This is a genomic window from Flavihumibacter rivuli, assembly GCF_018595685.2.
Taxonomy (GTDB): domain Bacteria; phylum Bacteroidota; class Bacteroidia; order Chitinophagales; family Chitinophagaceae; genus Flavihumibacter; species Flavihumibacter rivuli.
This window is the reverse complement of the sequence record NZ_CP092334.1, coordinates 2,099,384-2,115,260: the sequence shown is the minus strand read 5'-3', so window position 1 is coordinate 2,115,260 and position 15,877 is coordinate 2,099,384. Positions and strand designations below refer to the sequence as shown.

General features: G+C 49.7%; 15 protein-coding genes. 11 read left to right on the top strand and 4 right to left on the bottom strand.

Annotated elements, in window-relative coordinates; all coding sequences use genetic code 11:
- Positions 1-76 precede the first annotated feature (76 nt).
- Positions 77-589 carry a ribosome maturation factor RimM gene (gene rimM, locus KJS94_RS09300; protein ID WP_239804355.1) on the top strand — a complete coding sequence of 171 codons (513 nt, stop codon included), beginning with the start codon at positions 77-79 and terminating at the stop codon, positions 587-589.
- Between the two features lie 753 nt (positions 590-1,342).
- Here the strand turns inward: rimM and KJS94_RS09295 are convergent.
- The 3 genes from KJS94_RS09295 to KJS94_RS09285 form a co-directional block, all read right to left on the bottom strand.
- Positions 1,343-1,921 (bottom strand): DinB family protein, encoded by a 579-nt coding sequence (locus KJS94_RS09295; protein WP_214447501.1) that lies wholly within the window; start codon positions 1,919-1,921, stop codon positions 1,343-1,345.
- Positions 1,922-2,059: 138 nt separating this feature from the next.
- Positions 2,060-2,653: a Crp/Fnr family transcriptional regulator gene (locus KJS94_RS09290; protein WP_214447502.1), complete on the bottom strand. Its 594-nt coding sequence runs from the start codon at positions 2,651-2,653 to the stop codon at positions 2,060-2,062.
- Positions 2,650-3,120 (bottom strand): hypothetical protein, encoded by a 471-nt coding sequence (locus KJS94_RS09285; protein ID WP_214447503.1) that lies wholly within the window; start codon positions 3,118-3,120, stop codon positions 2,650-2,652. Before KJS94_RS09285 ends, KJS94_RS09290 begins: the two co-directional genes overlap by 4 nt.
- Before the next feature lie 65 nt (positions 3,121-3,185).
- Between KJS94_RS09285 and dinB the strand changes: the two genes are divergently transcribed.
- From dinB to KJS94_RS09235, 10 genes are all read left to right on the top strand, one after another.
- Positions 3,186-4,340 (top strand): DNA polymerase IV, encoded by a 1,155-nt coding sequence (dinB, locus tag KJS94_RS09280; protein WP_214447504.1) that lies wholly within the window; start codon positions 3,186-3,188, stop codon positions 4,338-4,340.
- Positions 4,341-4,403: 63 nt separating this feature from the next.
- A complete protein-coding gene (locus KJS94_RS09275) occupies positions 4,404-5,042 on the top strand; it encodes a peroxiredoxin (RefSeq protein ID WP_214447505.1) in 639 nt (212 codons plus the stop codon).
- An 85-nt stretch (positions 5,043-5,127) separates the two neighbouring features.
- The gene (locus KJS94_RS09270; protein WP_214447506.1) at positions 5,128-6,408 is read left to right on the top strand and encodes a metal-dependent hydrolase family protein; all 1,281 of its coding nucleotides are present in this window, start codon (positions 5,128-5,130) and stop codon (positions 6,406-6,408) included.
- Positions 6,409-6,556: 148 nt separating this feature from the next.
- Positions 6,557-7,408 carry a hypothetical protein gene (locus tag KJS94_RS09265; RefSeq protein WP_214447507.1) on the top strand — a complete coding sequence of 284 codons (852 nt, stop codon included), beginning with the start codon at positions 6,557-6,559 and terminating at the stop codon, positions 7,406-7,408.
- Positions 7,409-7,514: 106 nt separating this feature from the next.
- Entirely contained in the window at positions 7,515-10,034 is a 2,520-nt protein-coding gene (locus KJS94_RS09260) for a serine hydrolase (RefSeq protein WP_214447508.1), read from the top strand.
- 9 nt (positions 10,035-10,043) lie between these two features.
- Positions 10,044-11,111, top strand: a complete 1,068-nt coding sequence (locus KJS94_RS09255) for an N-acetyltransferase DgcN family protein (RefSeq protein ID WP_214447509.1) — start codon at positions 10,044-10,046, stop codon at positions 11,109-11,111.
- The gene (locus KJS94_RS09250) at positions 11,112-12,179 is read left to right on the top strand and encodes a mandelate racemase/muconate lactonizing enzyme family protein (RefSeq protein ID WP_214447510.1); all 1,068 of its coding nucleotides are present in this window, start codon (positions 11,112-11,114) and stop codon (positions 12,177-12,179) included.
- 158 nt (positions 12,180-12,337) lie between these two features.
- On the top strand, positions 12,338-12,949 hold the full coding sequence (locus KJS94_RS09245; protein WP_239804354.1) for a 3-keto-disaccharide hydrolase: 612 nt from the start codon (positions 12,338-12,340) through the stop codon (positions 12,947-12,949).
- 8 nt (positions 12,950-12,957) lie between these two features.
- Positions 12,958-14,328, top strand: coding sequence for a Gfo/Idh/MocA family protein (locus KJS94_RS09240; protein ID WP_214447511.1), 1,371 nt, complete (start codon positions 12,958-12,960; stop codon positions 14,326-14,328).
- 9 nt (positions 14,329-14,337) lie between these two features.
- Positions 14,338-15,096, top strand: coding sequence for a 3-keto-disaccharide hydrolase (locus KJS94_RS09235; RefSeq protein WP_214447512.1), 759 nt, complete (start codon positions 14,338-14,340; stop codon positions 15,094-15,096).
- 40 nt (positions 15,097-15,136) lie between these two features.
- On the opposite strand, the gene KJS94_RS09230 is transcribed toward KJS94_RS09235, so the two are convergent.
- A complete protein-coding gene (locus KJS94_RS09230; RefSeq protein WP_239804353.1) occupies positions 15,137-15,868 on the bottom strand; it encodes an RluA family pseudouridine synthase in 732 nt (243 codons plus the stop codon).
- Positions 15,869-15,877: the final 9 nt, after the last annotated feature.

Below are 15,877 nucleotides of genomic sequence, written 5' to 3'. Positions count from 1 at the left end.
AAGGATCCCGATGCATGTCATCGGGATCCTTTTTTTGGATGAACTTGTATCATCTTTGCAATCTAAGTGTTCGGTTATGCAGTACAATAGTATCGGAAAGCTGGTGGCCAGTTTCGGCTTGAAGGGTGAGCTGGTCCTGGAACATGCCCTGGGCAAGAAGACCTCCCTGAAAGGGCTGGAGACCCTATTCGTGGAAGTGCGGAAAGATGATTTCCTTCCCTATTTCGTGGAAGAGACCAGGATCAAAAGCGATACCGAGATCTATATCAAGCTGGAAGGTGTCAATACCAAGGAGGAAGCACGTAAGCTCACCCCAAGACAGGTATGGTTAAGCGAAGAGGACTTTGAACGCTTTGCGGCCAGGTCTTCCGCGATCTCCTTATTGGGCTTCCATATCATCAATGAAGGCGAGGACCTTGGTCCCATCGAGGAAGTGATCGAACAACCCCACCAGGTGCTCTGTAAGATCATCCTGAATGCCAACGAAGCCCTGATCCCTATCAACGAAGAATTCCTCCAGAAGATCGATCAGAAAAAGAAGCAGGTGCATGTGGTCCTTCCGGATGGTCTGCTGGAGCTGTATAGATGAGGGGATTGACGCTAAACAGGGGGGATCCGCCTTCGCTGAAGCTTCGGCGGACGAGTGTGGACACCCTCTTCGCTTCGCTACGAGGGCATGGTGTGAAAATGTGGACATGTGGTCCTTACGCCAACCATTGGGAAATAGGCTAAGATATTAGTGAGGTGATCCTGGCGGATCACCTTTTATTTTCCTTTTCAGGAGCCCTTGCGGGGACGAAAAAACAGCTCCGTCAGGAGCTGCATCAACCTATCCATCTCTTTCTAATGGTTGGAGAAAAGATCACATGTCCACATGTCCACACGTCCACATGTCCACATCTTCTTTAACCTCAGCAGTGGCTCCTTAGAGGGACCCTTATGAATAGTAGCAGAAGATGCAATAATATTAGGGGTGATGAAGTAATCTCTCCTCGCGCCGCTGTTGCGTGTTATCACCAACAGCTCCTAACGTAAGCCTTTATCAGCGTTAATTTCTGTCGTATAATTTCCAAACAGCCTTGCTGCGATTCCAACTGCCCGTTGGTCATAAGACACAACGGGGCAAGGAAAAGGTTTCATGAAAAAATTGTATTCCCGGTATATCCATCAGGGTACCTTTCGAGAAACCCTGGTGGGGTGAAAAAACAGCTCCGTCAGGAGCTGCATCAACCTATCCATCCCTCTCTAATGGTTGGAGAAAAGATCACATATCCACATGTCCACATGTCCACATTTTCACATGTCCCCATCCCCTCTGGTTGGCGTAAAACTCCCTCATCTCCTACGCTGTCCTAACACTCGGAAACCTTTCCAGCAATTTCTCTATCTGGATCCAATGGCGGTTATTATGTGCAACGATAAAGCTGAATACATCACCCAGTTTCAGGCGGATAAAGGAAGCGATGGAAATGGGCACCTTCACAGAATTAAGGTCGGCCTGCTTGCCTTTCTCCAGCAGCAATACAAAGGTCCTTTGGTAATGCAGGAAATCACGCATAACGGCCTTTGCATCCAGCTTTGGATCGGGATTGTGTTTGCCCATGGCCTTCATTTTATTCTTCACCTGTCCATCCTTAGGCTTCATGCTATTGGTAAAATAATTCCCCAGCCATCCCGGCTTGAAGTATTGTTGTGGTTGGGCACTGGAAGCAGCAATGGCTTTTTCAATATGCGGCAGGTAATACCTGTAGTAGGTATTCAGGTGTTCCAATACCTGGAGGGTGTTCCAGCGACCCTCGCCATCATTGGTTTCCAGCAGTTCCACCGGTGTGTAGATGGAAATGTTCTCGATCTGCTCTAAAAGAAAAACGGAATCTTCTTTGAGCGACTGGAGCAAGTCATTTGCGTTTACCTGTTTCATGCTTTTGCTATTTGAACCCAAAAGTATCTACACCCCTGCAGCTGATTCTTGGTCTACACCAAGATTTTCAGGAAGGCAGGCTTTGTTCCATATCCAGCAAATGGGTTAACCGCTACAAACCCATTGGCAACCACCCTCTTAACTGATCTTTACCGTAGATAATAGTTTACTAAAGGTGGTGGGATCAATGCCCAGGTAGCTGGCCAGGTATTTATGCGGGACGATCTGGAGGATATGGGGACTTCGCTTTAACAGGGTCCGGAATTTCTCTTCCGCTGAATACACCATTAGTTCGATCTGCCTTTCCAATACCCCCGACATGGCCGCGGCCAGGGCAAGGTACATGGCCTGGCCCAAGCCCGCATGCGTCCTTCTTACCTGCTCGTATTGCTGGTAAGTGGTACGCAGGAACTGGCTGCTGGTAATGCATTCCAGGTAGAACCTGGATGGCTTCTGCAATAGGAAGGAATCAATGATGCCGGAAAAGGAGTAGGGATAACTGAAGACAATGGTCGCTTCCTTTTCATTGTGGAGGTGGAAACCTCGTTGTACACCCTCTGTCACCCAATAGAGGTATTTCTCCACTTCGCCTGCTGCCGTCAGGACCGATTTTCGTTTATACGTAACCGGTACCCATATGCTGCTGAACGATTCCCATTCTTCATCAGGGATCGGGTGTAATGCGCTGATCTGCCTGCGCATGATCTCGAGCGTGTTGGTAGTATCACTCATTTCAGGTCAGATTTAATGAAGTCGGCTGCCAGCTTCAGCCTGTAATACAGGTTGCTCAGCATCAAACCAATATTGTTCTTTACCGTTTTCACGGAACCATTGTTCATCTTCTGGATGGTCCGGAGTTCTTCTATCTTTTCATCGATCTTGTCGAACAACTGCTCTAATGTCCAGCCCTGGTAACGGCGGTTCCGCTCATCATGGATATGATAGGGTTCGATCTTCCCTGGCTTCAGTTTTGGGAAAGAGAAATTCTCCCTGACCGCCTGCCGGATCGCTTCATTCTGCAGGTGAGAAATAATGGTGTCTTCCGGGAATTGGTTCAGGTAGCCATTCTTGAATACATTCAGGTTATGGGTAAGCTCCTTCAATATTAATTTTTTCTGCACATCGGTGGTGGCCGACTTCTTATGCAGGAAACTGATCAGGTCTTTCAATGGGCCTATCCCGGTCTTTAACCATTCCATACCTTAAAAATAACCTTTTTGCTTACCAATCAAATTCAATCCCACTGCCTTTGGTAAATTTGGGTATGAAGGAACCGCAGCGACTGATAGCCCATTTCGATCTCGATGCATTTTTTGTATCCGTGGAATGCCTCAATAACCCTGAATTGAAAGGCAAGCCATTGATCGTTGGGGGCAACAGCGACAGGGGAGTAGTGGCTGCCTGCAGTTACGAGGCCAGGAAGTTTGGCATCCACTCGGCCATGCCTATGCGAACTGCACTGAAACTTTGCCCGCAGGCAATAGTGGTTGGCGGTACCCGCAGTGAATATTCAAAATACTCCCGCATCGTTACTGAAATCATCGCCAATGCAGCACCGGTATTTGAAAAGGCTTCCATCGATGAGTTCTACATCGACCTGACCGGTATGGATAAGTATCATAAGCCTTTGGAATGGACCCTTGCCCTTCGCCAAAAGATCATGGATACCACCGGGCTGCCTATTTCTTTTGGTATGGGCAGCAATAAGATGATCGCCAAGATCGCGACAGATGCGGCCAAACCGAATGGCTGGCTCTTCATTGAGCCTGGAAAGGAGTTGGATTTCCTCGACCCGATGAAAGTGAATAAGATCCCGGGTGTGGGGGAGCAGACCTATAGCAATCTCCTGCAGATCGGCATTGAGACCATTCAGGAATTACGCCTGGCCAAACCGGAACTGCTGTCGAAATTCCTGGGTAAGCATGGGATCGACCTTTGGAATAAGGCACATGGATTGCACAGAGGGGAAGTAACGCCCTACCAGGAGGCCAAATCCGTTTCCAGTGAAAATACCTTTGAACAGGACAGTACGGACCTGGCCTTCCTGAATACCCAACTGGTGCGGATGACCGAAAAAGTAGCGTACGAGCTAAGGCAGGAAAATAAAATGGCCGGCTGTATCACGGTCAAGATCCGCTATTCTGATTTTGAAACCACCTCCCGCCAGGTGAGTATCCCCTATAGTTACTACGATGATGAACTGATTCCCCACGCCCGGCAATTGTTCGAAAAGCTGTACAAAAAAGGCCAGCCGGTACGCTTGCTCGGCGTGCGGTTGAGCGAGTTGACCGATGAGGCCATGCAGACCAACCTCTTCCAGGATGTGAACCGCAAGGCTGATCTCTACAAGGCCATTGATGCCGTCAAGAATAAGTTTGGCCGCGGTTCTATTAATAAGGCCGGGGGGATGCAGCAATAAACCCCTACTTGTTTTGTAGGAATTTATTATATTCGTCTTCCAACCAACTAAAATTCTTTTTATATGAGTTTGCATTTAGGCGATATCGCGCCCAATTTCAAGGCACAGACAACCGAAGGGGAAATTGATTTCCATGAGTACCTGGGGAATAGCTGGGGAGTACTTTTCTCCCATCCGGCTGACTACACACCGGTATGTACAACCGAATTAGGCAAAACGGCCTTGTTGAAATCAGAATTTGAGAAGCGTAATGTGAAGGTGCTGGCAGTAAGTGTTGACCCGCTGGATAAGCACCTGGGCTGGAGGAATGATATCAATGAAACCCAGCATTGCCATGTTGACTTCCCGATCATTGCCGACGAAGAAAGGGTGGTGGCCAACCTTTATGATATGATCCACCCCAATGCTTCTGAGACCTTTACCGTTCGCTCCCTCTTCATCATTGGCCCGGATAAGAAGATCAAACTGATGATCACTTACCCGGCATCCACCGGACGTAATTTCTATGAAGTATTGAGGGTGATCGATTCCCTCCAGCTGACCGCCAATTACAGTGTGGCTACGCCGGCTGACTGGAAAGCAGGTGACAGGGTGATCGTTGTTCCTGCCGTTAGTACGGAAGACGCGATCAAGAAATTCCCCAAGGGCGTGGAAGTGGTGAAGCCCTACCTGAGGTATACGCCGCAACCCAACCTCGATTAAGTGTTTTTCTTAGGTGAAGAAACTGTCCGGTGCCCACCAGGGTGTCGGACAGTTTTTTTACATTTATAGCAAACCAAACTGACTAATGAGAAAAGTACTGCTCTCTTTTGTAGCAATGGCCGCTGCCTTCACGGCCTTTTCACAAAAAACCATCCTGCATTGCGGGCAACTGGTCGATGTAAGGTCGGGTAAGATGCTCAGCAATATGACCATAGTGGTGGAAGGTAACAAGATCGCTGATGTGCAGCCAGGCTTCCTGAAGGCCGGTGCTACCGACAAGGTGATCGACCTTAAGAACCGGACCGTGATGCCGGGATTGATCGATATGCACGTTCACCTGGAAGGGGAGACCAAGAAGGGCGGGGCGATTGACCGATTTGTGAACAACCCTTCCGATATCGCATTCGAATCATTGAAATATGCCAATGTTACCCTGATGACAGGATTCACTACCGTCCGTGATTTGGGTGGCAGTGGCGTAAACATTTCCTTACGCAATGCAATAGCCAGGGGTCAGGTGGTTGGGCCACGCATTTTTACCGCGGGCAAGAGCATCGCCACGACCGGTGGCCATGCGGATCCTACCAATGGGTATCGCAGGGACCTGCAAGGTGACCCCGGTCCAAAAGAAGGGGTGATCAATGGTGAAGAAGACGCTTACAAGGCCGTTCGCCAGCGCTATAAGGATGGTTCAGACCTGATCAAGATCACGGCCACAGGAGGGGTGCTCAGCCAGGCCAAGGACGGAGCCAATGCCCAGTTCACGGAAGAAGAGGTGAAGGCCATTGTCGCCGCAGCAAAGGATTATGGCTATAAGGTAGCCGCCCATGCGCATGGAGCCGAAGGCATCAAGCGCGCGGTTCGTGGTGGCGTGAATTCCATTGAGCATGGCACCTTCCTCGATGATGAAGGCATTGAACTGATGAAGAAATATGGTACCTACCTGGTGCCTACCATTACCGCGGGTAAGTCAACAGCAGATAGCGCCAAAATCCCCGGCTATTATACGGATATCGTAACGCCCAAGGCACTGGCCACCGGACCCAAGATCCAGGCTACTTTCGCCAAGGCTTACAAGGCAGGGGTGAAGATCGCTTTCGGTACCGATGCCGGCGTGTTTGCCCATGGTAAGAACTGGCTCGAGTTTGTATACATGACCGAAGCAGGCATGCCTATCCTGGAAGCCATCCAATCGGCCACCCTATCAGCTGCCGATCTGCTGGGTGCCACTGAAACATTGGGCTCCATTGAAAAAGGGAAACTGGCAGATATCATTGCCGTTGAAGGCGACCCCGTTAAGGATGTCCAATCGATGGGCAAGGTGAGGTTTGTGATGAAGGATGGTAAGGTCTTCAAACAGGAATGATCCATAGGAAATCATTAATAGCAGGGCCCCGCCAATACTAATGGCGGGGCTTTGCCGTTAAAGAAAGGATAATGATTAACTTTAATAGGAGGTTCGGGCTTTGAAGGAAGGGTAGTGATCTTATCCGATAACAGGTCAACAAGAAACCATGAAACTTATCCATGCCATTGCCGGCCTCATGGCCATCGCTTCACTGACTGCCTGCGACCAAAGCCTGCCCAGGGCCGATCGTAGTAATGCTGCTTCCCTGCCCGGAAGCCAGGCCCAGCCGCTGACCGCGCTGGCCGGACAGGCAGCTGCCGGTAGCGCAGGAGTTAAATTGAATCCTGCACATGGCTTGCCAGGACATCGTTGTGATATAGCCGTTGGTGCCCCACTTTCAGGTGCTTCAACCGGCTCCTTACAGATGCCTTCCCTACCCTCAAAGATCAGCTCTGTTAGTCCGGGTTTGGGAAGCCAGCCTGCTGGTGGCAATATACCTGCCCAACTCGCTGCACAGCCAGGAGCTATAAGCACATCTGTCAATACACCAACCACCATTGCGCCACCTGCATCGGCTGCATCAGGGTTGAATCCCAAACATGGCGAACCTGGTCACCGTTGCGATATTGCCGTAGGGGCACCTCTCTCTTCGGCACCGGCATCCAAGCCAGCGGTTACCTCTACAGCGGCTACTGTTAAGCCTGCTTCCAATGGCCCAGCCAATGGCCTCAACCCCAAGCATGGTGAGCCTGGTCATCGTTGTGATATTGCCGTTGGGGCACCGCTTTCTTCGGCTCCGGTAAAACAAAAAACTTCGACGGTTACCACGAATGTTAACACGCCAACCCCATTGTTGACGAGTTCTTCCTCAGATTCTTCCTCAACAGCCAATACCAATTTCAATCCTGCTACAACGGGCAGTATTCCAGCCAATGGACTCAATCCCAAGCATGGTGAACCCGGCCACCGTTGTGATATTGCCGTAGGGGCGCCGCTGAATTCAAAGAAGCAACAGTAGTATTGGGTTGAAGTGTTTGCCTTCATGCAGCAGTAAGGCAAGAAAAGCCACCGGAAAACTCAACATTAAAAGGCTTTAATTCTCCACTATTGATTAAGTTCAGGAAATGAAACAGCTCCTGACTATCTGCCTGGCCCTCCTGCTGGGCCTTAACCTTTTTGGACAACCTGTTTTTGATATACCCCGGCTGGACTCACAGCTAAACCTCCTGCACCAGCAGCACCGCTTCAATGGGGTGGTGCTCTATGCTGAAAAGGGGAAAGTGAAGTATAGCAAAGCTTTTGGGGTAGCTGATATCCGCAATGGCCAGGCTTTGACGACTAAGTCCTCTTTCAACCTGGCTTCCGTGACCAAGCAATTCGTTTGTATGGGCATCCTGATCCTTGCCGAGAAGGGAAAGCTCCAGGTGGATGATGATGTACGCAAGTATATCCCGGAACTGCCTTACAACGGAATTACCATCAGGAACCTCATGACCCATACCTCGGGGATACCCGAATATTTTGATCTCTTCATGCGTTACCGCTCAACACTCGATACCCTCGATAATGAAGGGATGATAAGGCTATTTGCGGAACGTAAACCTGCATTGGATTTTGAGACGGGGACAAAATGGAATTATTGCAATACCAATTATGTTCTCCTGAGCTCCATCATTGAACGTGTTTCAGGCCAAAATTTTGCAGCATTCTTCCAGCAGCAGATCGCCAGGCCACTTGGATTAAAGGATACCTATGTCTACAATGTAAAACTCCCCTCCTCACCAGCCAATAGGGTTTTTGGGTTCCGTGAACAGGATGGCAGGACCAGCCTGGAAGACCTGACCGTATTGGATGGGGTGACCGGCGATGGCAATATCTATTCTTCTGCTGAAGACCTGCTGAAATGGGACCAGGCTTTGTATGCGCCCAAACTGGTCAAGGCTTCTACTTTAGCTGAAGCCTTTAAACCGGTAAAGTTGAAAAATGATTCGACCTTTCCTTATGGTTTTGGATGGCGAATTGAGCAGGAAGGGGAAATGGTTTCCCATACCGGTGGATGGGTTGGTTTTGTGAATGAGATATCAAGGGATATCAAGAATAACCGCACCCTTATTGTGCTTTCCAATGGCAGTAACGGGACAGTGTTGCGGGCTACTAAGGCCATGTTCACCGGCAAGCCTTTCAGTTTTCCATCTTCCCAATTGATCAGCAATGTTGAACTTGTCGATGGTACCGGAACCGGTAAAAGAAAAGCTGCTGTACGAATATTGGGCGAGAGGATCACTGCAGTTGGGGAACTGCAGCCATTCCCAGGTGAAGAAGTGATTGATGGTGGGGGAAGGATCCTTGCCCCCGGCTTTATTGATACCCATAGCCATTTGGAAGGATCACTGAAGAAGCAGCCTGATGCCATAGCAGCCCTCAACCAGGGTATCACTACCATCGTTGCCGGGCAGGATGGTGGCAGCAGTTTTATAGACAGCATTAAGCTGGATATGGTGATGCGGCCTGTGGCCATCAATGTGGCTACCTATACCGGACAGACCACCCTGAGGGAAATGGTGATGGGCGAATCGCAACTAAACCGGAAGGCTACTGATGAAGAGATCGGCAAAATGCAGGCTATACTCAAAGAGGAAATGAAGAAGGGTTCATTGGGTCTATCAACCGGATTGGAATACGCAGGCGCTTATTTTTCCAGTAAGGACGAAGTGATCCGCCTGGCCCAGGTTGCGGCTGAATTCAAGGGCAGGTACATGAGTCACCTGAGAAGTGAGGATATAGCTTTGAATGAAGCCATTGACGAGATCATTGAGATCGGAAGGGAAGCCAGATTGCCGGTGCAGATATCGCATATCAAGATCGCTTTGAAGGATGTTTGGGGAACAGCTTCCAACCTGGTTGCGCGGCTCCAGGCAGCAAGGGCCAGGGGAGTTGATATCACTGCAGATTGCTACCCCTATGATTTCTGGCATAGCACCCTGAAAGTATTGTTCCCCAAAACGGATTATACCAACCTGGCCAGCGCTGAATATGCAGTTAACCACACTTTTGATCCATCCGGGTCAGTGTTGGCGAGGTTTGCACCCAATCCTTCCTACAAAGGCAAGACCATTAGTGAGATCGCTGCGATGCGGAAAGAAACTCCGGCGCAAACGATCATGGGACTGATTGCCGAAGCGGATGCGTTCCGGAAGAAGTATCCGGATACCAGTGGGGTGGAAACCATAATGGGCAAATCGATGACTGAAGGGGATATCATCAGTTTCCTCAATTGGGCCCATACCAATATCTGTTCCGATGGTGCCATTGGCGGTCATCCCAGGGCTTTCGGTTCCTTTACCAGGGTATTGGGCTACTATGTGAGGGAAAAGAAGATCATGAGCCTCGAACAGGCCATCCATAAGATGACTGGCTTAGCGGCAGAACAGGTAGGTATAGCCGAAAGGGGAGTGATCGTTCCCGGTTTCTATGCTGACCTGGTATTGCTGGACCCTGCAACTGTCAGGGATAATGCTTCCATCCAACAGCCATCCGCATTGTCCGATGGTATTGAATTGGTTTGGGTCAATGGGAAAATAGTGTATAAGGGTAAACAACCCACGAGGGTTTATCCGGGTCGATTTGTAAGCAGGAAGCCATAAATTTAGGGGATGAGCAATAGTCATAAACCCAAGGCGATAGTTTTAACGAATGGCATGCTGCATAAGGATGATGCCAAAACAGCGCATGGCCTCATCCGTGGTACGGAAAGGTTCACCATCTCTGCGGTGATCGATCATGCACAAGCCGGTAAGGATGCCGGTGAGGTACTGGATGGAAGGCATCGCGGTATCCCCATCTTCGCGAGTGTTGCAGAAGCGCTTAACAATGACCGTTCTATAAGGTATTGCATCATAGGCGTGGCTACCGTAGGGGGAATCCTCCCGCCTGACTTCATGGTCATCATCAGGGACTGTATCAGCATGGGCCTGTCCATTGTGAATGGATTACACGATTACCTGAATGACCATGCAGATCTTGTTGCTCTTGCTGAAGAGAACAGGGTTGAACTGGTCGATATCCGCCGGCCCAAGAAGCGGCAGGACCTGCATTTCTGGTCAGCTGAGATCTACTCCGTAACGGCACCTATCATTGCGGTCCTGGGAACGGATTGTGCACTCGGCAAGCGGACCACCTGCAGGCTGGTGCGAGAGGCTTGTGAGCGGAAAGGCATCAATGCCCAGATGATCTACACCGGCCAAACCGGTTGGTTACAAGGCGGGAAATATGGCTTCATTTTCGATTCAACCCTGAATGATTTCATCTCCGGTGAGATCGAACATGCCATCCTTTCCTGCTGGAAAGAGACCAATGCCGACATCATCCTGCTCGAAGGCCAGTCGGCTTTGCGGAACCCCAGTGGTCCCTGCGGATCAGAATTCCTGGTATCCGGCAACGCCAAACAGGTTATCCTTGTGCATGCACCCAAGCGAAAGCACTTTGATCATTTACCGGAATGGGGTGAAATACCTTCGGTGGCATCAGAGATCGAATTGATCCGTGCCTATGGTTCAACCGTGATCGCAGTCGCCATCAATACAGAACATTGTACAAACGAAGAGGCCTATCGTTACCAGGAGCAATATGAAAAGGAATTGGGTATACCGGTCTTGCTGCCATTGCAGGAGGGCGTTGACCAGGTCATTCCGGTGCTTGAATCACTCCTAAAATCCCGATAAATGAAGATCCTTAGTTACCGTGCCTGGCTGGAGCACCTGCCCCTTACCAAACCCTATACCATCGCCTACAAAACCACTTATGATACGGAAGTGGTCTTTCTTGAATTCGTGTTGGACAATGGGATCGTAGGATTGGGGGCTTCCAATCCATTTGAGGATGTGGTGGGGGAAACCCCGGCACAGGCCCTGGAGAATTTGCAATCTGGCTTTCTTGGGGAATTCATCGGCCGCGATATCAGGCATTTTAACCAATTGATCGATATGGCCGCGCAGCAGTTCCCAGACCGTCCCGGTACGGTTGCTGCGGTTGATATTGCCCTGCATGATGCCTTCGGGAAATTCCTGGGCGTCCCGGTACTGGAGTTTTATGGCAAGAAGGTGGAGCCCCTGCCAACCTCCATCACCATTGGCATCAAGCCGGTGGAAGAAATGGTGGAGGAGGCCAGGACTTACCGTGCACGGGGCTTCCGGAGGTTGAAGATCAAGACCGGACTTGACGTGGATGCTGACATTGAAAGGGTGGTAAAATTGTCCGAGGCATTTGGTGATACCATGAAGATAAGGGTGGATGCCAACCAGGGCTATGGATGGGAGCAACTCCGCCGGTTCATCAGATCGACTTCCCACCTGGGTCTTGAATTGATCGAACAGCCCTTGCCATCCGGTAAGGAGGGTGAATTGACAACCCTCCCAGCAGCAGAGCGCCAATTGCTTGTTGCCGATGAATCCCTGATCAATGCCAGGTCTGCACTGCAGTGGTCACAGCAACCCCAGCCATTTGGGGTTTATAATATCAAACTCATGAAATGTGGTGGGGTAAAGGGTGCATTCGATATTGCCAATATTGCCCGGCAGGCAGGCATATCCCTTTTCTGGGGTTGTAATGATGAGAGCATTGTTAGCATATCGGCCGCACTGCATGCAGCATATGCTTGTCCCAATACCCGGTATCTCGACCTTGACGGTAGTTTTGACCTGGCGCATGACCTGGTAAGTGGCGGGTTCCGGTTGAGTGATGGCATCCTTTATCCAACGGCTGAGCCAGGCTTTGGTTACCGCAACCTATAGGGTTGTATGGATAGGTCGCTAAAGAAAATACTTAAACATATACTGTCTCAATAAACATTATTTATCCAATGCTTAGCAATCAAACGATTGCTTAAATTTATTGGCTGTCAGTTACCTAATTTCCCTAACTTAAACGCACTATGGTGAAAAAACAATTTTTGCTTGCCCTGATATTGGTAGCAGCAGTTTCGGTTAATGCACAGTTTTGGAAAAAGAAAGAATTCACTCCCCTGTTTAATGGTAAGGACCTGAGTGGCTGGACCGCCCACGGAACGGAAAAATGGTATGTCCAAAAAGGTGAACTGGTTTGCGAAAGCGGACCGGATAAACAATATGGGTATCTCTCCACCAATAAAACTTACAAGGACTTTGAACTGCATGTGGAATTCAAGCTGGAAGCCAATGGCAACAGTGGGGTGTTCATCCGTTCTTCCATTGAAGGTACCAAGATCAGTGGATGGCAGGTGGAAGTAGCGCCCCCGGGTTTACATACCGGCGGCATCTATGAATCTTACGGCAGGGGATGGCTGGTGAAGCCGGAGCCGGAAAAGGAAAAAGTATTGAAGGGAAATGATTGGAACAAAATGGTGATCATCGTGAAAGGTGATGAAGTGACCAGCATCCTGAATGATAAGCAAATGGTGCGCCTGGTGGATGAAAAGATCGGCGCCGGTAACGGATTTATCGCCTTGCAGATCCATGATGGTGGTGGTATTAAAGTGCGTTGGCGCAATATCAGGATCAAGGAATTAAAAGAATCTTCAAAATAAGCAGCAGCATGAGCAACAACCAGAACAACTCACGCAGGAGTTTCCTGAGAAACTTCGCGGCCACAACGGCAGCAGTAGCGGCAGGTTCCAGCCTGTTCGCATCAGAAACAACCAATGCCCCCTTTGCCATCCTGAAAAGGAATGCCTATTCTGCCAACGATAATATCAATATCGCATTGATCGGCGCTGGCGGTATGGGTGTGCAGGACACCATCACTGCGCTCCAGGTGCCAGGTGTTAAACTGGTAGCAGTATGCGATCTGTATGATGGTCGTTTGGCCGATGCAAAAAAGCGTTGGGGTAACGATATCTTCACTACCCGCAGTTATAAGGAATTGCTGAACCGCAAAGATATTGATGCGGTGATCATTGCGACGCCTGACCATTGGCACCAGCAGATCTCTATTGATGCCATGCGCGCAGGCAAGCATGTGTACTGCGAAAAGCCAATGGTGCATTCCATTGGCGAAGGCCCTGCCGTGATCAAGGCACAGAAGGAGACCGGAAAGATCTTCCAGGTGGGAAGCCAGGGTGTTTCCTCGCTTGGTAACGAAAAGGCGAAGGAACTCCTGAAAGATGGCGCTATCGGTGAACTCAATTATGCAGAAGGCTTCTGGGCCAGGCATTCCCCTGTGGGCGCATGGCAGTACCCTATTCCTGCCGATGCTTCACCTTCGACAGTAGATTGGGAGGCCTTTATCAGCAATACCAAGAAGCGTCCCTTCGATGCCACCAGGTTCTTCCGTTGGCGCAATTACCTCGATTATGGTACAGGTATGTCTGGTGACCTCTTTGTGCACCTTTTCTCCAGCCTGCATTTCATTACAAGTTCCTATGGTCCCAATAAGGTTTATTCATCCGGTGGCCTGAGGTACTGGAAGGACGGTCGTGAAGTGCCCGATGTATTGCTCGGAACCTTCGACTATGGTCAATCCGCTGCCCATCCGGCATTCAACCTTTCCCTGCGTTGCAACTTCGTGGATGGTACCAGTGGCACTACTTTCCTGCGCCTCGTAGGTAGTGAGGGCTCAATGGATATCACCTGGGATGATGTAACGCTGAAGCGCAACAAGGAGATCGCTTCTGACGATCCGTTCTATATTGAACAGATGAAGAAGGCCGGTAATCCTGTGACCGGAAGGAAAAGGATCCTACCACCGCAGGAGTTCACCTTCAAGGCGGAGCAGGGATACCTCGGTGGGCCTTATGATCATTTTGCCAACTTCTTCACCGCTATCCGCAACAACGGGTCTGTAGTGGAAGATGCCGTGTTCGGTTATCGTGCCGCAGCTCCCGCCCTGCTGTGTAATGATAGCTATAACCAGGACAGGGCCATCCTCTGGAATCCGGAGAGGATGGAACTTGTTGTAAAAAAATAAGTCTAGATCATGCATAAGAAATCGCTTTCCGCAAGCAGCATGGCCATTATTGCGATGGCCATGCTCGCCTGCAATAACCAACCCTCAGGTGAAGCAGGGACGGCTGATTCTGCTGTAACCTTAACTACTGTTACCATGGATTCTTCAGCAGCTCCTGTTGCCCTCTTTGATGGTAAGACACTGGCCGGCTGGCATGCCTACAACAAACCCGGGGAGATCAGGAACTGGGTGGTACAGGATGGTGCACTGGTTTGCCTGGGCAAGGCCCATGGTGATACCGGCGGTGATATTGTAACCGATAAGGAATATGAGAATTTCGAATTGAGTTTCGAATGGAAGATCTCCAAAGGCGGTAATAGTGGCGTCATGTACCATGTTATCGAGGATCCTAAATACAAAGGTCCTTATGAGACAGGTCCCGAGTACCAGGTGATCGATGACATTGGGTTCCCCCAGAAATTGGAAGAATGGCAGAAGGCCGGTGCCGATTATGCCATGAACCTGGCAGATACCACCAAAAAGAAGCTGATGCCAGTTGGGGAATGGAATAGCTCAAAGATCGTTTTCAACAAGGGCCATGTGGAGCATTGGCTGAATGGGGAGAAGATCGTGGAGTTCCAGGCATGGACACCTGAATGGGAGAAGGAGAAGAAGGAAGGAAAGTGGAAGGATTATCCCGACTACGGCTCTGCAAAGAAGGGAAAGATCGCCTTGCAGGACCATGGCGACCAGGCTTCCTACAGAAATATCATGATCAGGGAATTGTAAATAGAAAGTCCGACACAGGTTAAGTGTCGGACTTTTTTTATCAGGAATTCTTTTCCAGTTGTGAGAGTGTTGCCCGGAGGTCTTTCGGGACTTCAGCCGTTACTATATGTTGCTTGCCTTCACTATCCATGAAATGCAGTTCCTTTGCATGCAGCGCGAGCCGGTTCAATAGTGGGCGTTCTTCCAGCACATCCTTCCCGAGTTTGAATTTCTTCTTGATCTGCGAAAGGAATACAGGTTTGCCATCCCCGTAAAGCGGGTCACACACAATAGGATGTCCAAAATGTTTCATGTGCACCCTGATCTGGTGGGTACGCCCGGTGAGGATGCGGAACTGCATCCAGCTGAAATGCGGGAAGCTCTTGATCAGTTCAAATTCAGTGATGGAGGCCTTTCCTTTACGGGCTGTGGTCATCATCCCTTTCTTGGTGGGATGTTCGATGATGGCTTCCTCAATAACACCTTTCTCGTCATAGACCTTTCCGAGTACCAGGCCATTGTAGAACTTGGCTGTTGTCCTTTCTTCAAACTGTTGTGAAAGGAACTTGTGGTTAGCTTCATTCTTGGCAAAGACGATCACACCACTCGTTTCCTTATCCAGGCGGTGGACTGTAAAGATCCTTCCATACTTTTCCAGCAGCAGATCCTTCAGGGACGGCTCCGATTGTTCCCGGTCGGGAACGCTCAAAAGGCCTGCCGGCTTGTTGATGGCAATCAGGTCTTCGGTCTCCAACAATATTTCCAATGCTTTCATATTTGATCGATCTGGCACAGCAATAGG